The following is a 21,496-nucleotide window of genomic DNA, read 5'->3' as shown; positions in this document are numbered from 1 at the left end:
TAGAGGGGTCAGTGTTTGTGTTAACGATTAAGTAAACGCGAGAATGATTTATTTTTTAATAGATTTTTTTTCACGCGCAACCCTATCCTGCTCACGTAAATGTGTAAGCTTTTCGCCGATCTTAATTTCCAGACCCCGGGGAACAGGCTCGTAATACAATCGTTCTCCCATCTCTTCAGGAAAGTACTTCTCACCCGCAGCATATGCGCCCTCTTCGGTATGCGCATATCGATAGTCTTTACCGAAATCAAGATCCTTCATTAAAGTGGTTGGCGCATTACGTAAATGCATCGGTACATCTAAAGAGCCTGATTCTCGCGCATCTTTCATCGCGGTATTGTAAGCGGCGTACACAGCATTACTTTTGGGCGCTGAAGCGAGATAAACCAAAGCTTGTGCGATGGCTAATTCACCTTCGGGACTACCTAAACGTTCATAGGTTTTCCATGCATTTAACGCCAATTCTAAACCCCGCGGATCAGCGTTGCCGATATCTTCACTGGCCATGCGTACCACGCGTCTGGCGATATAAAGTGGATCACATCCGCCATCTATCATCCGACAAAACCAATATAATGTAGCATCAGGGTTACTACCGCGCATTGATTTATGCAATGCTGAAATCTGTTCATAGAAAAGATCGCCACCTTTATCAAAACGACGCACACCTTCGCTGGCTATCTCTTCGATGGTTGCCTGTGTGATCTTACCCTCATCAGCCAAATCAGTAGCTATCTCTAACCAATTCAAACCACGACGCGCATCTCCATCCGCGGCTTTGGCTAAAAAGTCTAAGGCATCAGGATCAATTTTAAGATTCTTCTCACCTAGCCCTCTTTCTGAATCTTGAATCGCCGATTGTAATATTTCTTTAATGTCATCTTCACTAAGCGAACGTAAAACATAGGTACGTACGCGTGATAACAAGGCGTTATTTAATTCAAAGGAAGGGTTTTCGGTAGTCGCACCTATAAAGCTGAATGTGCCGTCTTCAACATGCGGTAAAAACGCATCCTGTTGGGATTTATTGAAGCGATGTACTTCGTCTACAAATAACACTGTCGAACGACCATCAAGTTCGTGGCTTTGCTTTGCTAATTTCACCGCTTCACGAATGTCTTTTACGCCAGATAGAACAGCAGACATAGTGATAAACTCGGCTCCACTATATCGGGCAATCAATCTTGCAAGTGTGGTCTTCCCTGTTCCTGGTGGGCCCCAGAATAGCATCGAGTGTAATCGATCCTGTTCAATCGCTGCACGCAATTGTTTGCCTTCACCTAGTATGTGTTGCTGCCCCGTATATTCTTCCAATGTTCTAGGACGCATTCGCTCTGCCAGCGGTTTATGCTCAGCATGATTATTGATCATTGGCGGGTATGGTTGGCTTAGTGTTATTCACATGGGAATTGTATCACTCAAACAAATACGCGTATAACGATAACGTTCTCAGTTGTGAACAGTACGGACAGTGGAAGTGAACTGTTCTCGGTGTGGCAACTACTAAAATATGCCTATAACTAGGGGGGTGTGTTTTTAAAAGATTAATCACGTATAATCTTATAAAATACAAGACAGTAGCAAGCTTTCTTAGCTTATATACTTATTAGATCTTAATTTACCGAGATTCACAGAGGTGACCTTATTATCTACACATAACTACTTGTAAGTTATTGTAAATAGGTGAACTTGTTTGGGCGCAAGTTGACAAACCATCCATAAGTAACAAAATTATAAATATCAAAACATGAAATAACTTATAAAAAGTTAAATAAATTGGGGAATAACGTGGGCTATAACGCAACTGTAACAAAACCAGGAATAAAATCAGTTTTACTCTTACTGGTGTTTAGCACTTTAACCGCTTGTGGTGGTGGAAAAAGCAGTTCTTCTGATGATACCGTCACACCTGTTATACCGGAGCAGATAAATACTTCTGAGCTAGCCGTTTCAGCCAGCGGCGTGATAACTATATCTGGTCAAGCGTCTCCCAATTCTGTAGTGAATATAACATTTCCGGATGGCTCTAAAGAAACGGTTACTACCGACTCCGATGGCAACTACTCTGCAACCAGCACTCACTCTCAACCTCCTGGCGATACCACAATTATTAGTATTTCGAGCAATGGCCCAGAGACTATGATTATCTCTCCTACAGACGCACCCACTATTAGCAATCTAAAAGCGAATTCGGATGGTTCCATTGTAATTACCGGCAAAGCAGCCCCTGATTCTGCAATCACTGCTATTTTTCCTGATGGAAATACTGAGATTGTAAATACTAATAGCAACGGAAACTACAGTGTCACTAGTCGTGAATCACAACCTATGGGTGAGGTTTTCATCACCAGTACTGATAACGATATTACTTCTGCGCCAACAATCATAGAAAGCAATGCAATCGAAAAAGTGCTTTACCTAGCAACAGGCGTTATCCCTAAACTATCGTTTACACCATCGGTAGGTGTTAACACAGAAGCACCACAAGGTGGAGCAGATACTGCGGGAATGCCAATGCCTTTTGCTGATATTTTCAGAACGGCAAGACCCTTTGCTGAGCTTTCTGCCGAAGGTACTATTCTAGATGAGAATGGCTGGGTGGTTGAATTTGCCGATGAGTCTGAGTTCGCTAATGGCATACGTTTCGCACGCACCAAACTATTACAAGGCACCTTAGACGATTCCATTCCAGAAGGTCAATACACCGTTATCTACGAAGGCGAAGGTATTCTGGAATTCGGATCTTCCGGAGCTGTTTCGAATGTCAAAAAAGTAAGCGGTGAAAATAAATACACCTTCGATTTAAACCTTCGAAGTTTTGATCTCGAAGATGAAGTTGCCGCTTCAGACACCAATGCTTTTAATATGAACGTTAAAGACATTAACACCTCTAATCCGATCAAAAATATCAGAATAGCTATGCCTGGCGGAACCTGTGCAGGCAACCCTTTTATTAGAGTAGATTCTCAGGATGAGTGTCCCGACGGAGATATTTATGAATCATTTGCAGAACGTTTAGCAGCGGATAGAAATGCGATTATTTTCAATCCTGATTACTTAGCGTTTCTTCGCAACTTTAAAGTTGTAAGAATGATGAATCTGATGGAAGCGAGCCTTAAGAAGCTATGTTTTACTGCGGATGATTGCCCTGAAGGTGTAGGCACCTGGGATCATCGCGCGAAACTCGAAGATGCGGTTTGGGGCGGTAACGATGGGCGTACCTCTGATGAAGACCACAAAGGTGTACCGATTGAAGTGATGATTGCATTAGCAAATACCTTGCAACGCGATATCTGGGTCAATATGCCGCATGTAGCTGATAACGATTACGTTAAAACCTATGCGAAATACGTTCATGAGAACCTCGATACGAATCTGAAAGCCTATGTGGAATATTCAAACGAAGTCTGGAATCCAGGTTTTTCTGCGCATAGTTACGCCGTAGCGAAAGGAACAGAACTTGGATACGACACTGTTCCTGAAATATTTGAAGGCAGTAATAGAGATGCCGATTACTTTGCGCGTTTACGTTTTTACAGCAAACGTGCTGAAGAAATTTTCATTCTCTGGAAGGCTCAGTTTGATGCTGAAAGTGATACCCGCTTAGTACGGGTTTTAGGATCATTTATTGGTGATAAAGTCCTTACTGAGCAAATGCTAAAAGATAGTATCGTCAACATAGATAACATCGATGCAGTAGCGATCGCACCCTATTTCTTTGGTTGTCCTTACGAAGCGATTTGTATCGATGCAGAGAACAATCTACTCGATGCAACAACGGTCGATGATGTATTCGCCGCAATTGATCAATCAAGTGATATTGATGTTAAGTCTCTAGATGGCACGATCGAAGCCGTTAAAAGCCAGCTGACGATAACCGGTGCTTACAATCTCGATCTTGTTGCTTATGAAGGTGGACAACATTTAGTAACAGGTGTGCTGGGTAGCAACGATGTCAGCGAAGATGATAAAGCGAGATTGCGTGGGCTGTTCAATGATGCGAATCGTGACCCGCGTATGAAGCAACGCTATATTACCTTCCTCGATGCCTGGAAAGATCTATCGGATGAAGGTACGGCGTTATTTACGCTATATACACTCCCGCAATCGTATTACCGTTTTGGTAACTTTGGGATGAAAGAACATTTGAATATGTCGCGTTTAGATTCACCAAAATTTGATGGTGTTATGACCTTTCAAGAAGCTGCAGAAAGCTGTTGGTGGGATAATTGTGAATAAGGTTGTCGCTAGAATAGACTAGACATCTACTTAAGATAAATTAGGTCACCCCCCTACTTTTAAGTGATTTTTTATTTTGTTGTTTAAAATAATCTAAGGAACTTATGCAGAGCTAGGCGTTTTTTTTTACCGAGCATGAGTGGTTTGTCTTAACTTGTTTCCTTAGGTCACCTTCATGCTAGACGGCTTTGCTTTCAGGGTAATCTACTTAATACGGTTTCTAATCAGATGTCTTATTTCTGGTTAAGCGTTTGTTTAACGCCTGTCTAGTCAAACCGAGTATTTTCGCCGCTTCACTTTGATTATTATTGGTTCTACGCAATGCTTCTTTGATCAAATTATCGTTAAATTCTTTGATGGTTGGTAAGGTCTTGGTCTCGGGCGATATTGATAATTCAGGCGATAATCCCTCACTATCATCGATAGGATTATGATGGCTCGCATTTAAGGTAATCTGTTGTTTTAAATGTTCCACATTCAAGACAGACCCAGTCGTTTGCGTTACCGAATCATAAATCAGCATTTCAAGTTCTCTGACATTCCCCGGGAAATCGTATTGAGATAAAAACTCATACAAGGAATCGGGGATTTCTATCTTTGATAGTTGTAATTCATTACAGGCTTTAATCGAAAAGTATTCACACAATAACGGAATATCTTCCTTACGCTCTCGTAACGGTGGAATTCTAATCGTATGTATTTGCAGGCGATAGAATAAATCCTGCCTGAAATTCCCTTCGGTAATCAGCTTATTAAGCTCGTGATGCGTGGCCGTAATAATACGCGCATTATTTTCTTCGAGGGTATCGGAACCCAGCGGATAATAATTATTTTCCTGAATTAATCGGAGCAATTTGATTTGTGATTGATGATCCAGATCGCCAATTTCATCGAGGAAGATAGCGCCTTCACCTGCTTGCTTAATAAGCCCTTCACGAGATGTCGATGCACCTGTAAACGCGCCTTTTTTATGTCCAAACAAAGTATCACTAAAAGCGGTATCATCAAGCCCCGCAATATTCACCGATACCATTTTGCCTTTTTTATTCGAAACATCATAAACCGCTTGAGCCATCAGCTCTTTACCTGTTCCGGTTTCGCCTAAAATCAATACGGGTCGCTTCGATTGTGCAATCGCTTCGATATACACAAACAGCTTTTTCATCTCTTCATTAACGGTCAATATCGAGGCAAAAGCTGGATTACTGGATTGCTTCACCGACATCAAAAATTTTTGCACAGACATTAGCTCATCGCTGAGTGATTTATTCTCCAGTGCATTTCTAATAACATGTATCAGGCGTGATTGATCAACGGGTTTAACGAAATAGTCGTGAGCGCCCAATTTGGTACATTCAACGGCGATACTCACTTGATCATTAGCAGTCACCATGATCACGATAATTTCCGGGTATTCGGTTTTGATTAATTTGAGTAATTCACTGCCTTCTATTACTGGCATGTGAATATCAAGCAAGATTACATCTGGTGTGTTGTTTTTAAGGTACGGCATTACCTCTTCTGAATTTGATATCGCCGTAACATTGGTGAATTTTTCAGTACGAAATAATAAAGAAAGACTGCGCAGTACATCCTGCTGATCATCTACCAGTAAAATTGAACTCGAATTACTCATTTATCACCCTAAGGAGGATCCTTTTTTGTTACTTTAGTTACTTACTTTTTTATTGACTTTTTATTTGTTTTTTTATTTAGCTTTTATCTGATTTGGCTTGTTTAATCGGTAATTTTACGGTGAATGTAGAACCAAATCCTTCTTCACTTTCTACCGATATTTCACCCTTATGTAGTTTTATCAATGAATATACAATGGATAAACCAATACCTGTTCCGCCAATTGTTGATTTAGATGACTGGAACAAATCAAAAACCTTGGTGATATCCTTTTCTTTGATACCGATACCGTTGTCTTTGATAATGACACAAAGATAATCTTCTGTCATAGATGTGTCTATTATTACCTCACCCTGTTGATCATTTTGAAAATTCTTCGGATCACAAGCTTCCACAGCATTCAAAATCAGGTTAACAAATACCTGATTGATCAATGCGGCATTAGCATCAAATAAAGGCAATGGTTTGTAGTTATTAAACTGAATATTAACCCTACGTTTTTTAATTTGTGGTTGAAGCATTTTGATGGTTTCTACGATTATTTTAGCCAGATCACATTGACTCATCTCCAGTGTTTCTTCGCCTCTGATGAAGGTAGATAAACCCGATATGATTTTTTCGATGCGTTTACTTGCAGTTGATGTATCCTCCATCGCCCCAGTCAGTAATCCGCGCATTTCATCGTAAGGAATATTCTGTAGGTTTTTTCCTGGATGCTTTGCGTAATAATCATCCAGAATGGGCAACACTTCATTCCAACTATTCTGAATCACTTCCGCATTAATCTTGATCAGATTATTCGGATTATTGACCTCATGGGTAATACCAGTAACCATTACACCCAAGGTATTCATTTTATCTTTTTGAATTAACTTGGCTTGTTGTTCTTTTAAGCGTTTCTTCAACTGTACTGCTTCTGTCACGTCAACAAACATTAATAAAGTACCAAATTTATTATGCCAAATAGCAGCTGAGCTATAAAAAATAAAATCCTGATTGGTCTTATCTAAATGAAGTTCATTTTTTACTTTTCTATAATCTTCATTTATCTTTGTAAGCGTATCTATATTTACGTTGTAGATATCTTTACCATAATTAATTAAGTGCGGCGAAAATTGTTCATAATCGATATCTTGCAGCGACTTTAAACCAAACATCCTAAGAAACTGTTTATTGCAAAAATCGATCTTACCCTCAGTACTTATCAAAATTCCCTGATTGGAATTGTCTACTAACTGGAAGAAGTTATTTTCACTGATACGATAATTTTCCCAGAGTTCTTTCAAATTTATTAGCAACTCATTGATAGAACTGACCACCACATCTAATTCGTTTCTTCTACTGCGGTTTCCTTCTAACTTAATTTCATTGTCTAATAATTCAAAAGACTCGATCTTCTTCAGCGAGGTGGTGATTTTCACAAGGTGTCTGGTAATAAGGAAATCCACGATAAACAGGATAAAACCGGCTACCAGAAAGGTTCGAATGAAATTAATGAACAGAACGATAAAAAACTGATTAATGAGGGACTGAATAGCATTGTCTTTACTAATGTGGAAATTAAACTCCCCTATATGGATCACTTCTTCGCGTCTTTCGTATTTCAGATCTCGCTGGTGCTTTATTGAATTTTTATTATTTGCGTCACCCGATTCTGAAATTTTATCACCCTGAAACAACACACTGGCGTAAGTAACTTCGGGGATGGCAACCAAGCCATCTAGCAAAACCTGAATTTGTAATACATCCATATTCCAGGCTGCAGTTGACAGGCCCTTTACATGACTTTTTTGTATTTGCGTAGACAACGTATCGAGATAAGCGAGATCCTGTTTGTAATCTAGATATAACTGCGTGGTTGTCGCTAACATAGTCACGAAGGTACTAAAGACGAAGACATAAAAAAGAAGCGCTTTGTTTAATCTATGTGTGATTGTATTCATTTCTTATTCTTCTTTTCAGTTGAGTTCGTTCATTAAGAGTTTACTATTGACGAGTTCTTTAATTAATAAATGAGAGCCAAACTCAGTCACAGGTCCATTATTGTTATAAGCCTTACTGAATTTTTTAAAATCTATATTTTTCCATAATTCATCTTTAAAAATAGTTTCAATAACACTCAAATTTTTACTTGTTACTGTAGTGAAATGCGTTTGTTCCTGAACGTATTGAGGATATAGATGATTGAACTGATCATGCAATAGAACCATAAGCCAGGCGCCATCAAAAATATGACCACCAATAGAGCAAGCCAGATGATCTTTGTTAATTTGATCAAAAGAGACCGGTAACCAATCAATGCCACAAATCAGGATATCTTTACCCACTCTACGCTGCATAGTTTCTGCTCCACTAATAGCACCTAAAGCCATCCAATCAGATGCCGACCAAATAATGTTAGTTTCCGGATACAATTTTAATAGTCTTTCCACTGCACCCTGAGCTCTGTCTTGACTCCAGTAAGCATTAACTACATGCAATAATTTAACATCCGCATTTTCATTAACAAAACGCTTTAAGCCCTTTTCTCTACTCTTTGGCACTAAACTTCGATGATTGCCGTTAATAGCGATAATATTAATTTTTCCATCTTTATCCTGTATTCCTTTTCTTCTAGCCTGCGTCACCAGCACCTTAGCCAACTGATAACCTGATTGTTCGTCATCAGGCAACAAACTCCCAAACCATGAAGCTGAATTTTCTGCATGATATCGATCATACAATTCGGCTTCGATAGCCCCATTAAATAAAACGTTTTTTGTCCCTGATCATGCGCAAGTTTCATTAAAACCGGGGTAGAAGATATATCGTTAACCATCACCAGATAATCAGCTTTATTCTTGCGATTTATTATTTGAGTACCTTGCTCCAGGATGTTAACAGGATTATCGTTTCCATAGACCACTTCTAACGATACACCCAGGCTACTCGCCGCTGCTTGCATTATTTTAGTGACCGTATGAAAAAAATCACTTTCAGGAAACTCAGGGCTTAAAAATACGATTGATGGTTTTTTAATCTGGGGAACTGTTGAAGCTGAGGAATAAGTAATAGCAAATACACTGATGAGAAAAACTGTAAACAGTTTAGTAATAAGCCCTTTCATAAAAATTAAATCACCATTATCCCAATTGATCCGTATTGACTATTACTAACACCATTTACCAACAACCATTGCTTAAAAATAGTTTTGATATCCATGCAACTGAATATAATAGTATAAAAACCACATTATTTATAACTGTTAGATAAATTAATATCCTGTTTTCTATCGTTAACTATGCTAAATATTTATAACGAGTGTTGTCTGAAGGTCACCCCCGTACTTATAGCAAGTTTTTTTTAAACTCTAATGGATATCTGTCATGAACGATATAATAATCAAAAAAGGTCTTGATGAAATTGCTACGCATGATTCAGATGTTGCTAAGGCATTACAACTATACGGCTACCCTGAACCACGAATCCGTCCGGCTGGTTTTGAAACCTTCTTTTCAATCGTGGTCGGCCAACAACTATCCACCCATGCTGTGGCAGCGATAATAAAACGTGCACGTGATTTACTCCCTGAATTAACTGCTGAAAAAGTATTAGATCTAAGCGATGAACAATTGCGTGAAATTGGCTTATCCAAGCAGAAAACCGGATACATCAAAGGCATGGCCAGTGCAATTACTCAAGGGGATTTTGCACCAGAGTCTCTTGAAACAATGGATGACGAAGCAGCGATTAAAGCCATTGTTGCACTCAAAGGGTTTGGACCGTGGAGTGCCGAAATTTATTTAATGTTCTCTTTGCAACGCAGCGATGTTTTCCCTTCTGGGGATTTGGCTTTACTGGTAGCACTACAAAAGCTTAAAGGTCTGGACGAAAAACCAACACCTGCGGAAGCTAAAGAAATCATAAAGCACTGGTCTCCGTGGCGCTCTGTAGGCAGCTTGTTTTTATGGCACTATTACCACGGTGCTCCGACTTAACTAGTCGCTTAACGAATGTATCAATAGGACTTAAATATAAATTAAATAGAAAATAGAATAATTATTTAATTTTTGACACCCCCCTACTTTGAATGATATTACGTTTTTGTTTTCAAAAAACGTAAATAGAATTTATGCAGAGCTGGGGCTTTTTTGCGTTATTATTCGACTGAATTGAAAAACAGACTCCATTCAAATTATACTTTTTAAAATTAATTTAATAACTATTTTCCAAAATCCCAATATATTTTCAATACAAATCTAAACATATCTAAATAACCTAAACATCTATAAAAAAGAGTACCGCTATGAAATTAGAATCACTTGCACTTCACCACGGCTATAAATCAGAAGCTACTACTAAAGCAGCAGCTGTTCCTATCTATCAAACAACCTCTTATACGTTTGATAATACCCAGCACGGCGCTGATCTTTTTGATCTGAAAGTACCTGGCAATATCTATACCCGAATCATGAATCCTACCAACGATGTTCTGGAACAACGCGTTGCAGCAATGGAAGGTGGAATTGCAGGTCTTGCTGTTGCCTCAGGCATGTCAGCGATTACCTATGCGATTCAATGTATCTGTGAAGTAGGTTCTAATATCGTTAGTACCAGTCAGCTTTATGGTGGCACTTACAATTTATTCGCACACGCATTCCCACGTCAGGGCATCGAAGTTCGCATGGTCACGCATGATGATTACGAAGGGTTTGAAAATGCCATCGATGAAAATACCAAAGCGATTTTCTGTGAGTCTATTGGCAACCCAGCGGGTAATATCGTTGATCTAGAAAAATTGGCGGAAATTGCTAAAAAGCACGGCATACCGCTAATGGTAGATAACACGGTAGCTACACCTTTCTTATGTCGCCCGATTGATTTTGGGGCTGACATCGTGATTCATTCTTTGACTAAATACATCGGTGGTCACGGTAACTCAATCGGTGGAATGATTGTGGATTCGGGCAAGTTCGACTGGGTCGCAAACAAAGCAAGATTCCCAGTAATGAATGAGCCAGATCCTTCTTATCACGGCGTGGTTTACACAGAGGCGTTAGGTCCTGCGGCTTATATCGGTCGTTGTCGTGTTGCTCCATTAAGAAATACCGGTTCTGCACTTGCACCACACAGTGCATTTCTGATTCTACAAGGTTTGGAAACTCTCGGTATTCGTATGGAAAGACACTGTGAGAATGCAGAAAAACTAGCCGCTTACCTTAGCAATCATGAAAAAGTGAATTGGGTGAATTATGCAACTTTACCCGATAGCCCTTATGCCGAAACCTGTAAGAAAATCACCAAAGGTAAAGCATCAGGCATCCTAAGCTTTGGCGTTAAAGGTGGTTTGGAAGCCGGTGGAAAATTCATCGATGCACTTGATATGATTTTGAGACTCGTCAATATCGGTGATGCAAAATCACTAGCGTGTCACCCTGCAACCACAACACATCGCCAGTTAAACCCTGAAGAATTAGCCAAAGCTGGGGTCAGTGAAGACCTTATAAGAATCTCGGTGGGTATCGAAAACATCGACGATATTATTGCTGATGTGAGTCAAGCTCTGGAAAAGGTTTAAGCCACACCAAGCGTTATATACTCTATAAAAGCGCTAAGACTGCCGGGAATTCTTTCCGGCAGTTTTGTTTCTGATTAGCTAAAAATCAATTCAGGCACACTAAATACCCCATCGTTTTTCTTCGTCATTCACCCCTATTATTCTAAAAAAATGCGCTCAAACTCATTGCAAAAATAAAAGTAAATTGAGTGATAAATATCAATGCTACAGTTTTTTTAAAGGAAGATACTTTCGTTCGCGCACAAGCAATCATGGCTATCATTACTGATGATGTCATGACAAATAATGTCTAACTAATAAAGGACTAAAAAAATGGAACAAAGTATTATTGATCTAAAACGTAGAAACATTCTTAAGAAAAGCCTTTTTGGTTTATCGGCTGTTGTAGCAGCTTCAATCGTTGCACCTAGTGTTTACGCTGATGATTTACCAGAAGTCACTGAAGATGATCCAATGGCAATAGCCCTGGGTTACAAAAAAGATACAGCCACTGTAGATGGTGCTGTTCAAACTAAGCACACCGCTGAACAGAGCTGTTCTTCATGTGCTTTATACACAAGTAAATCTGACACATTAGGAACATGTACTATCTTTGCTGGAAAGCAAGTTAGCGCAAAAGGCTGGTGTACGGCTTATGTTAAAAAAGCTTAATTTGTATTAGCTTTTGTATCAGGATTTGTAAAAGCGCTGTAAAAAGTGCTCTAAAGCCGAGAAGCTGAGAATGCTTTTCGGCTTTTTTTTGCCTTGTTTAAACACGTATTTATATCCACAACACTATCAATAAACACTAAGAATAATTGTCTGGTTTGATTAGATTTGATCCAAGTTAGAATTACTTTATCAATAAATTATCATCTATATTCATTGCCTTATTGACCCACGAACCATCATTTACCCGCTATTTTTAAGCTTTAATACACTCATTACGTAAGTTTTAATAAGTAATTGTAAAGAAGTGTAAAGAACGAAACCTTCCTGACTTACACCCCTCTTACTTTACATAGGTTGTGACAATCTATTTATAAAAATTAACTAACTCAGGAAGGAGTATCAGATGAAGAACTCACTATTAATAGCATTGCTAGGCCTAACGGTTTCGGTAGTAACACCTTCAATCGTAGCAGCGGATGACTTTAAGTTTGGTCCAAATAAAAGCTATAAGAATGACCAGAACCGCAGCCAACAACACAGAAATCATAAACAAAGTGCTCAAAAGCATAGAACGTATAAACAAAACAGCCGAGATGCAAAAAAGCATGCATCTAAACAGTACAATTCAAAACACAAACAAACACATCGTGTGGTTAAAGCTAAACCGCCAAAGCCATCAAATCTTCCACATAAGCGTATTATCAGGAAGCTAGATAATAAGATTCATAACAAGCACAGAAATGATAAGCGCTATGTAACTAAACGTCATCACAAAAAGCCAAAATCATCCTTTTCAATTACCTGGAGTAGTTCTGCACCAAATGTAATTTATAACCGCGGTTATAACACTGGAAATTACAATAAAGTACCACGTCATGTCGTATCAATTTTTGAGCGTCAAAAAAGACAGCAACGCAGAATTCATCAGGGTAGAGAAAATGGTCAGTTAGTGCGTAGAGAAGTAAAACAATTGCGTCAGGAACAGCGTCAGATTCAAAACAAGATTGCTCATTACAAGCGCGATGGCAGATTGAACCGTCATGAGAAATCAAGAATCAATCGTATGCAGGATGTTGCTTCAAACAATATTCGCCATAAAAGTTCTAATCGATTAACTCGTTGGTCTCAGCCAAGACAGAATCACAACAATTACGCCTGGTATTAAACGTTACATTTACCTGTAGCGATACATTGACCCATAGTATTTAAAACAGAAAAAAAAGCCCGGCATAACCGGGCTTTTTTAATGTTACCTTATGAATTAAACATAATATCGATTAATCTTTTTTTGATATTTTGTCCTTAACTTTATCGACGATATCATCAGTAGCATCTTTGACATTGTCATAAGCTTCATCGGCTGCTGATTTCACTTCATCAGTCGCTGAACTTAGGGCATCGGTTACCGACTTTTTACAAAACGCAGGTCCTATAATTTTAGCACCCAAACAAACTCCGGTTACCGCCACAAATGCTGTTGCAATTAAACCTATAATGGCAAAAAACTTGCCAAACAATGCAGTCAGTAAAAAGACTACGGACAAACTTGCAAAGACCACGCGTAACTCACAACTTAAATTTTTCTCAAACATAACGACACCTTCTATTAATTAACTTAATTGATAGGACTATAAGCTTAGTTATAAGTTTCGACCAGTATCTTGATATCTAAATTTAAATGATTAAAATTTAGATAAAATGGAGTCAAACTGCTAAGGTTAATTTAAGTGTGAATTCAGTAAAAACTGAGTATGAATTCAGTACTAATAGACGATACAGATGGTTTTACAATGATAAAATTTAACAACTTTTTCAACAACTTAAGCGCTGAAGAAATACAACAACGCCTAAACAGGCAAGTTCCAGCTAGTTTTGATGTTCCATCGTCGCTACATGCCAATAGCTCAGCTGATAAAAGTCCACTTGATAATAATTACAACACTACTCAAAACAGCCAGCGCACTGCCCAGCTAAAAAAAGTACAACGTAAAGCCGCAGTCCTGATTCCTTTTCTTAGAATTGAAAATAGCTGGCACCTATTATTTATTCGACGCTCGATCATCGAGAATGATATGCACAGCGGACAGGTTGCCTTTGCTGGTGGTAAACAGGAAAAAACCGATCAATCATTGATAGATACCGCACTGCGCGAAACCCACGAAGAAATCGGAATAAACCCTGATGATGTGAAAGTACTGGGAGAACTAAACCCACATTTTACGGTGAGTCATTTTGAAGTAACCCCCGTAGTTGCAATAGTAAGTTGGCCTTACGAACTTACCCTGCAAACCTCAGAAGTTAGCCATGCCTTTACTCTGCCGCTAGAGTGGTTGGCGGACGAAAAAAATTACGAAGTGCGTTATCGCCAGATACCCAATGTGGAAGAACCCGTTCCTGTATTGTATTTTAAAGAGTACGGCGGCGAATTATTATGGGGTGCGACCGCTCGAATGACGCATTCTTTGATTAAAACACTAAGGTATGACCCAAAAGAATAATTTAGGTCACCCCCCTACTTTTAAGTGACTTTTCATTTTGTTGTTTAAAATGACTAAAGGAACTTATGCTTTGCGGAATGATATTAGGTTTTTGTTTTGTAAAAAACCTAAATAGAGCCGAGCTTGCGAGACAAAAGCTTTAGCTGACCCTTTAGGGTGAGGCGTAGCCGAATAATTTATGCGGAGCTAGGTGTTTTTCTCAACAATCTACTTGGTCAGTAAATCACCTTCAGCTGCGCACAATGCCAATACCTTATCAACGATTTCCTTTGTTGTATCAACATTGCCCAGAATCAAACGAATTCCGCTTCGACCTTTAAAGCTAGCGTAATCGATAAAAGCAGATCCTTTGCTTTTCAGATTTTTACAGATAGTAATATTAAGCTCGCGCAATTGTTCTTCTGTCAGTTCTGTTTCTGGTTCATATCTAAATAGGATATTCAAGTAGGCTGTGGGTGCTAAAAGTTTAAAACGAGGATGGTTTTCAATCTGCTCCACGCAATGTCTTTTCATCGCTTGTAGATGATCGACTTTATTTGCAAAACCATTGGCGCCATTGGCTTTCCAGCTCATCCAGACTTTTAGCGAATCAGCTCTGCGACCGCACTGAATGGATTTTTCGCCTAAATTAAAATCTGCATTCTCGTCTTGATGGAACAAGTACTCACCGCCACCACCCGCAATCGCCTCTTTTAATATGCCCGCTTTTTTCACCTGCACCCCCGAAGAAGTCAGCGGCACGCTTAATAGTTTATGCGCATCCCAACTCATCGAATCGGATAGGGACACATCATCCATTAAATGGCGATGTTCCTTACTAAATAAAACGGGTGCGCCCCAGGCACCATCGACATGCAACCAAAGGTCATAGCGTTTGGCGATTTCAGCACAGGGTTTAATCGGATCATAAGCACCAATCACCGTAGTGCCAGCGGTTAAACCTATATAGAAAGGCGTATGATCTTTGGCCAATGACGCTTTGATTTCTTTTTCGAGTTCATCCGGAATGATTCTGCCATCTTCATCACTGGCGACTGCGATCAGGTTATCGGTGCCAATACCTAATAAATTTGCTGCTCGTTGACTAGAGTAATGCGCTTGGTCAGAAACATAAGCGATCAGGGTTTTACCTTGTAAACCCAAACGTTTACAGTCACCCAGTTTATGATGTCGGCCCAACATCATTCCAATCAGATTAGCCTGACTACCGCCGCTGACTAACACGCCCTCACCCTGTTCGTAACCAATCAACTGATTCCATTGTTTGATTAACTCTAGCTCCATCAAAGTGGCAACAGGACTCATTTGATAGGTATGCATATTGGCATTGCTTAAACTGGCGACCCATTCACCAAACAATCCGGGCGCATTAATCCCGGAATATAATAATTTGAAGAAATCTGTCTGGCTGACATCAGGATTTAACGCCACATATTTCTTCGCGAAATCCACCAAGGTATCCTGGTCGCAACCCGAATCTGATAAGCCTACATCCAGCGTTTCGAGTACTTCTCTGGCTGAACCCGCTGTATTTACAGGTCGCTCTTTTTCAAAGTCCTGGATGACTTGCTTGAGCATTTCTAATTCATTGTTCAGACTGTGCATATTACGCTTCCAGATTGTGTGACTGATTTTGATGTATGATCTATTGTAGTTTAACAGCCGGTTAAAATTTAAAACTTTCGAGCTGGTCAAACTAACGATTGAGTATAGGTCGATATTTGAAAAATATTTAAAATCTTAACAAAGCATCTTAGCAAAGCAGATGAAAGCCCTACGAATTTAAAGCGCATTTAAACCTATATTTAACAGAACATGGATTAAACAGAACATGCATATTCCCTAAGACCTGGAAATAAGGTAAAAAGGGCTTCTGAAATAATTGAGGAAAAACGCATTAAAATTCCAAAGAGAATACAACCTCTGGTAGATGATGGCCTAGTAGATGAAGTGATCGGTCGATTAATGAGCGGTAAAGAAGCGGATGTCTATGTGGTGCGTTGTGGCAATGAAGTACGTGCAGCTAAAGTATATAAAGAAGCCGCCAAGCGTAACTTCAAAAAAGCAGTTCAATATACTGAGGGGCGAAAAGTAAAAAACAGCCGCCGTGCCCGCGCGATGGAAAAGGGCTCTAAATTCGGCCGTCAGGAACAGGAAAAAATCTGGCAGAACGCCGAAGTCGATGCGCTCTATTTACTCGCAGATGCCGATGTGCGCGTCCCTGAACCTTATGGTTGTCTGGATGGTGTGCTGTTGATGGAGTTAATCGTCGATGAAAATGGCGACGTCGCTCCGCGCCTTGGCGATGTCACCATGACCGAAGAAGAAGCGATTCAAAACTTTGCCATCGTCATGCAAGATGTGGTGCGAATGCTGTGTGCAGGAACAATCCATGGAGACCTATCTGAATTCAATGTGTTACTCGACGAATACGGTCCAGTGATTATCGACTTGCCACAAGCTATCAATGCAGCCGCCAATAACAACGCCAAATCCATGCTATTTCGCGATGTACAGAACATGGTGACTTACTTCGGCCAGTTTGATCCTTATCTACACGAAACACATTTCGCAGAAGAAATCTGGCAACTCTATGAAGAAGGCAAACTCCAACCCGATACCGTATTAACCGGTGAGTATGTTGCTGATACCACTGCAGCTGATGTCGATGGTGTGCTTGAAGAAATAAAAGCAGCGTTCGATGAAGAGCAAAATCGCTTAGAGCGTTTACGCGAGAATGACGCTTAATAATTAGTCACCCCCCTACTTTCAGGGCATTTTTTAACAAATAATCGAATTTAACGGAAAATCAAACAATCTTAAACTACGCTTATAGATCTACAATTAGTTCTATATTTGTACCTATAAAAAAAGCGTTTATTTTTAATCAGAAGGATTCATTTATGAAATCACAATTTGCGGTATTCATCGCTACCCTAGTTTTAGGTTTAACCACTAGTTTTAGCACGCAGGCAGAAACACGCGTAACGTTTAAATCTGCGAAAACCAGCTCATCATATTATCAAATGGCAGTTCAACTAGCTGAAGCCATGAAAAAAGGCAGCGATGGCGAAGTGATCGTGACCGTTGAGGAAAGTCAGGGTTCGGTACAAAATGTCATGGAAGCGGCAAAGCGCTCAGGCAATTATGTATTCACGACCCCTCCGGTTTTAGTAAAATTAGCGCAAAAAGAAATCGCGATGTTCAAAGGCAAAGGAAATCCTAAGTTTAATGACATCCGTGCATTATTCCCTATTCCATCACTCACCATGCATTTCGTAGTTAGAGCAGACAGCGGCATTACTGACTTCGCAGGATTAGAAGGAAAAACAATGCTGATTGGTAAAGGCTCATTCGGCGCTAAAGAAGGCACAAAATACCTAAAACTATTCGGTCTTGAAGGTAAAGTGAAACAAGCGGGTGCTGAATTAAATGCCGCCGTTGCAGCGTTGAAAAACAAACAGATTGATGGTTTTGTGACTGCAGGTTCTTACCCTGCACCTAACGTCATCGAAGCTGCAGCCAGCACTGGTATTTCTTTACTATCGTTAACAGATGATCAGATCAAGCAGACCAAACGCACTCGTCTAGTGATCCCTGCTGGTACTTACACGGGTGTTGATAAAGACACTGTGACCACATCATTACCTGTAGTTGCGCACGCGACAACTCAAATGGATGACGATACAGCGTATTTATTAACCAAGACTTACTGGACGCAAAAAGAAAATCTTGGAAAAGATACAGCGTGGTGGAATGCTGTTACACCAAAAATGTTAGAAAACGTTTATGGCAAACTGCATCCGGGTGCATTGAAGTATTACGATGAAATCAAAGCTGAAGTACCTGAAGCGCTTCGTTAATCAAGTAATTACAATAAGACCTAAAATAGTAAAAAATATAAAAGTATAAAAAATGCTCAATAAAAAAGAGCCACTCGGCTCTACTGAACCACTGTGGGTGCTCCTCGGCGCACTCTCAGTGGGTTTTCATATCTGGCTTATTTTCAGTGGTTTAATCCCAAGCTTAGTCAGTCGCCCTTTGCATATGGCGCTCGCACTTCCGTGGGTGTTTATCTTTCTGGCTAAAACAAAAAGTGCCCAAAAGTGGGGGGGTGTGTTTACAGTATTAGGTTTAGCAGCCTGTTTTTATATCGCCTTCAATCATGAGCTATTATCAGATCAATACGGATCTTTGGAAGGCCAATGGCAGATCTGGTTTGCCGGCTTTCTGATTATTTGTGTATTAGAAATGGCGCGTCGCGCGATCAGTTGGCCACTGCCAACGATAGCTGCACTGGCTCTGTTATACGGATTATTCGGTAATCATTTACCCGGTGAATTTGGCCACCCTGGCTTACCCATCGAAAGTTTTCTAGGAACCATGACCGTCGCTGAAGGTGGCTTATGGGGCAGTCTCACTGGCGTATCAGTAAATATCGTGGCGATATTCGTGATTATGGGTGCGGTATTAAATGCCGGTGAAGCCGGACAAGGTTTTATGAATCTTGCTACAGCAGCCGCTGGCAAACTTAAAGGGGGGGCCGCTAAAGTCTCGGTATTATCCAGCGCATTGTTTGGCTCAATCTCTGGTTCGGCTTCTGCCAATGTCGCCTCAACCGGTGCCATCACCCTGCCAGCGATGGAGCAGCTTAACTACCCGAAACGACTCGCCGGTGCAGTAGAAGCTGTAGCGTCTTCGGGCGGACAAATCATGCCTCCACTGATGGGAGCGGGTGCTTTCGTCATGGTAGAACTGACTGGAACGCCTTATACCCAGATCATGGGAGCCGCCATTCTGCCTGCGATTCTTTATTTCTTCACTGTTTGGATAGGTATAAACGCCTATGCGGATCGTTTCGATTTACAGCCATTGGCAAAAGATCAATTACCCGAAAAACGTACCGTATTTATCACAGCAAGCTTCTTCGCCGTACCTTTTATTATATTACTGGGACTGATGTTTATCGGTGGATATACACCCCAGTTTGCTGCAGCCGGAGCGATTCTTTCGGGATTTATTCTGCTATTTCTCGATGCCAATTTAAGTTTTGATCTTAAGAAAACAAGCCAACGTCTAAAAAATGTTTGCCTAAATGCGGGTGAACAAATCGCAGTGATTGCCTCCATAATTTTATGCGCAGGTTTGATTATCAGTGTGCTTGGGCAAACTGGCTTGGGCATCAAAATCACCTCTTTGATTCTATCCGTAGGTGGCGAACAAATCTGGCCCGCATTATTGCTTACCGCCTTGGCCTGTTTGATTTTAGGCATGGAAGTGCCTACCACCGCAGCTTATGTGATTTGTATATCGGTTGCAGGTCCTGCTTTACAAAAATTGGGACTAGAACCACTGATCGCTCACTTATTTGTATTCTGGTTTGCGCTTCTATCTACTATCACCCCCCCGGTTTGCGGCGCTGTTTTTATCGCAGCGGGAATGATTGGTGAAAACTGGCTGAAGGTTGCATTTACCGCAATGGCGTTAGGTGTCGGACTTTATATTATCCCATTAGGAATGATTGCAAACCCCGCGATTATTACACTTGTTACTAATCCTCTAATGGCGCTGTTAGTGTTTATAAAACTTGCGCTGGGATTGGCGTTGGTATCTTATGGGCTTATTGCAAAGCCCAAAATGATCATCAAGATTGGGTTGATTGTTGCGGGTTTATTTGTGGTATTCATTTAACACCTAATCCTAAACACCAAAATTTGAATTGATAAATGAGTTTGAAGGTCACCCCCCTACTTTTAACTAATTTTTTTCTTGTTGCAGGTTTTTTTCAATCGCTTTAGATCGTGAAAATTGTTGATAGGTCCAGTCTTTTAGGTAAGCCTTTTCACGCATGTAATTGATTGAATTCATCATTCTGTTTTCTAGAATATAAGCATCGGTTTGCAAAGACAGAGCGCCTGATTCATTAAAAAACATAACGGCGGGAAGTCGACTGAACGATGTTTGTTTATACCATTTAGCAGGGGTTGTGAGCTTACCGTTTGGTAATATCACCGGTGTCTCGCTATCATTCACATCCATGCGAACTACTTGAAATTCTTGCAGCGCATCTCTGACATTTTTTCGCTTCAATACATCATTGTGAAAACCTTCACATTCTCTACAGCCGGTCTTTTCAAACAGCACCATTAATGGCTCACTCGCATCAAAATAGCTTCGGTCCAAGGCATAAGGTGGCGTATCGAAAAGCTTATCAGTGCGTAATTGGGTATACGCAGGTGAAGTTTTATTATCCAAGGTTTTTGTTGCTAAATACTCACTCAGACTTTGTTTGTCATACGATTTGTTAGCGACATAATCCATTAAATGTACAAAACGGTCAGGGGCCTGATAACCTACCTGACGCAATACACGTCGGCCCTCGTCATCATAAAACAATAAAGTCGGAGCAAAACCAACACCTTCCTGCAAGGCAAATTGCTTCACTGACATTGTAACCCCTGCTGGTGAGACCATTTCGGTATCATCGAAGATTTCTAAACCTATCGAAGCGAAATGATTTTGTACCTGCTTGGCAATTTGAGGATTGCCGAGACTACGTTTAATAAATTGCGCACAATAGGAACATCCCTGAGTGGTAAAAAGAATCATCAACCCTTTTTTATCTTCACTTATTGCCTGATCTTTTGCTTCTTCCATATCCAGAAACGGGCTATCAATAAACCAGTCAGGATAACTATGTGAATGGCTTATTTCGAAGCCATTTGAAGCGGCGAAAGACGGTTGCAAGAGTGTAAAAATAGAGAGAACTGCGCTAAATATGACGAAAAGAATTGTTCTTATTAATTTTAGTTGCTGGCTGTTAGTAAACAATTTCATCAGAGTAACCTCAATATATCTAAATGTATTAATGAGTTACGGGGTTGTAACTAAAAATCTAAGATATAAATATGTATAT

Annotated in this window: 17 protein-coding genes; 9 read left to right on the top strand and 8 right to left on the bottom strand. The window is 40.1% G+C overall.

Translation table 11 applies throughout. The annotated features are described in order from the left end of the window. Positions 1-48: 48 nt before the first annotated feature. Positions 49-1,371 carry a replication-associated recombination protein A gene (locus tag Q1A31_RS09590; RefSeq protein WP_299875763.1) on the bottom strand — a complete coding sequence of 441 codons (1,323 nt, stop codon included), beginning with the start codon at positions 1,369-1,371 and terminating at the stop codon, positions 49-51. Between the two features lie 417 nt (positions 1,372-1,788). Here Q1A31_RS09590 and Q1A31_RS09585 point away from each other — a divergent pair, with 417 nt between their 5' ends. Beyond that, positions 1,789-4,239, top strand: coding sequence for a hypothetical protein (locus tag Q1A31_RS09585; protein ID WP_299875761.1), 2,451 nt, complete (start codon positions 1,789-1,791; stop codon positions 4,237-4,239). A 220-nt stretch (positions 4,240-4,459) separates the two neighbouring features. Here the strand turns inward: Q1A31_RS09585 and Q1A31_RS09580 are convergent, their stop codons facing one another. The 4 genes from Q1A31_RS09580 to Q1A31_RS09565 all read right to left on the bottom strand — a co-directional run bounded on the left by Q1A31_RS09580 (position 4,460) and on the right by Q1A31_RS09565 (position 8,980). Then, on the bottom strand, positions 4,460-5,875 hold the full coding sequence (locus Q1A31_RS09580) for a sigma-54 dependent transcriptional regulator (protein ID WP_299875759.1): 1,416 nt from the start codon (positions 5,873-5,875) through the stop codon (positions 4,460-4,462). Between the two features lie 76 nt (positions 5,876-5,951). Then, a complete protein-coding gene (locus Q1A31_RS09575; RefSeq protein ID WP_299875757.1) occupies positions 5,952-7,817 on the bottom strand; it encodes an ATP-binding protein in 1,866 nt (621 codons plus the stop codon). A gap of 15 nt (positions 7,818-7,832) precedes the next feature. Continuing rightward, the gene (locus Q1A31_RS09570) at positions 7,833-8,546 is read right to left on the bottom strand and encodes a substrate-binding domain-containing protein (protein WP_299875755.1); all 714 of its coding nucleotides are present in this window, start codon (positions 8,544-8,546) and stop codon (positions 7,833-7,835) included. Continuing rightward, complete coding sequence (locus tag Q1A31_RS09565; protein WP_299875753.1) at positions 8,498-8,980, bottom strand: hypothetical protein; 483 nt, start codon at positions 8,978-8,980, stop codon at positions 8,498-8,500. The genes Q1A31_RS09570 and Q1A31_RS09565 overlap by 49 nt, the downstream gene beginning before the upstream one ends. A gap of 259 nt (positions 8,981-9,239) precedes the next feature. Between Q1A31_RS09565 and Q1A31_RS09560 the strand changes: the two genes are divergently transcribed. The 4 genes from Q1A31_RS09560 (at position 9,240) to Q1A31_RS09545 (ending at position 13,247) form a co-directional block, all read left to right on the top strand. Next, a complete protein-coding gene (locus Q1A31_RS09560) occupies positions 9,240-9,851 on the top strand; it encodes a DNA-3-methyladenine glycosylase (RefSeq protein WP_299875750.1) in 612 nt (203 codons plus the stop codon). Between the two features lie 308 nt (positions 9,852-10,159). After that, positions 10,160-11,431: an O-acetylhomoserine aminocarboxypropyltransferase/cysteine synthase family protein gene (locus tag Q1A31_RS09555; RefSeq protein WP_299875748.1), complete on the top strand. Its 1,272-nt coding sequence runs from the start codon at positions 10,160-10,162 to the stop codon at positions 11,429-11,431. A 312-nt stretch (positions 11,432-11,743) separates the two neighbouring features. Continuing rightward, the gene (locus Q1A31_RS09550) at positions 11,744-12,082 is read left to right on the top strand and encodes a high-potential iron-sulfur protein (RefSeq protein ID WP_299875746.1); all 339 of its coding nucleotides are present in this window, start codon (positions 11,744-11,746) and stop codon (positions 12,080-12,082) included. A 403-nt stretch (positions 12,083-12,485) separates the two neighbouring features. Beyond that, positions 12,486-13,247 carry a hypothetical protein gene (locus Q1A31_RS09545; RefSeq protein ID WP_299875744.1) on the top strand — a complete coding sequence of 254 codons (762 nt, stop codon included), beginning with the start codon at positions 12,486-12,488 and terminating at the stop codon, positions 13,245-13,247. Positions 13,248-13,359: 112 nt separating this feature from the next. On the opposite strand, the gene Q1A31_RS09540 is transcribed toward Q1A31_RS09545, so the two are convergent. After that, positions 13,360-13,674, bottom strand: a complete 315-nt coding sequence (locus tag Q1A31_RS09540; RefSeq protein ID WP_299875742.1) for a hypothetical protein — start codon at positions 13,672-13,674, stop codon at positions 13,360-13,362. A gap of 159 nt (positions 13,675-13,833) precedes the next feature. Between Q1A31_RS09540 and Q1A31_RS09535 the strand changes: the two genes are divergently transcribed. Next, a complete protein-coding gene (locus Q1A31_RS09535) occupies positions 13,834-14,580 on the top strand; it encodes a CoA pyrophosphatase (protein WP_299875740.1) in 747 nt (248 codons plus the stop codon). 207 nt (positions 14,581-14,787) lie between these two features. Here the strand turns inward: Q1A31_RS09535 and Q1A31_RS09530 are convergent, their stop codons facing one another. Then, complete coding sequence (locus Q1A31_RS09530; protein WP_299875738.1) at positions 14,788-16,185, bottom strand: pyridoxal-dependent decarboxylase; 1,398 nt, start codon at positions 16,183-16,185, stop codon at positions 14,788-14,790. 291 nt (positions 16,186-16,476) lie between these two features. Between Q1A31_RS09530 and Q1A31_RS09525 the strand changes: the two genes are divergently transcribed. The 3 genes from Q1A31_RS09525 to Q1A31_RS09515 all read left to right on the top strand — a co-directional run bounded on the left by Q1A31_RS09525 (position 16,477) and on the right by Q1A31_RS09515 (position 20,271). Further along, on the top strand, positions 16,477-17,328 hold the full coding sequence (locus Q1A31_RS09525; RefSeq protein WP_299875877.1) for a PA4780 family RIO1-like protein kinase: 852 nt from the start codon (positions 16,477-16,479) through the stop codon (positions 17,326-17,328). Positions 17,329-17,483: 155 nt separating this feature from the next. Then, complete coding sequence (locus Q1A31_RS09520; RefSeq protein ID WP_299875736.1) at positions 17,484-18,443, top strand: TAXI family TRAP transporter solute-binding subunit; 960 nt, start codon at positions 17,484-17,486, stop codon at positions 18,441-18,443. 52 nt (positions 18,444-18,495) lie between these two features. Continuing rightward, on the top strand, positions 18,496-20,271 hold the full coding sequence (locus tag Q1A31_RS09515; RefSeq protein ID WP_299875733.1) for a TRAP transporter fused permease subunit: 1,776 nt from the start codon (positions 18,496-18,498) through the stop codon (positions 20,269-20,271). Between the two features lie 66 nt (positions 20,272-20,337). On the opposite strand, the gene Q1A31_RS09510 is transcribed toward Q1A31_RS09515, so the two are convergent. Further along, positions 20,338-21,417 (bottom strand): thioredoxin fold domain-containing protein, encoded by a 1,080-nt coding sequence (locus tag Q1A31_RS09510; protein ID WP_299875731.1) that lies wholly within the window; start codon positions 21,415-21,417, stop codon positions 20,338-20,340. Between the last annotated feature and the right edge of the window lie 79 nt (positions 21,418-21,496).

This window comes from uncultured Cocleimonas sp. (genome assembly GCF_947495625.1).
Classification (GTDB): Bacteria; Pseudomonadota; Gammaproteobacteria; order Thiotrichales; family Thiotrichaceae; genus Cocleimonas.
Note: the sequence above shows the minus strand (reverse complement) of the source record. Positions and strands in the feature narration are given on the sequence as shown.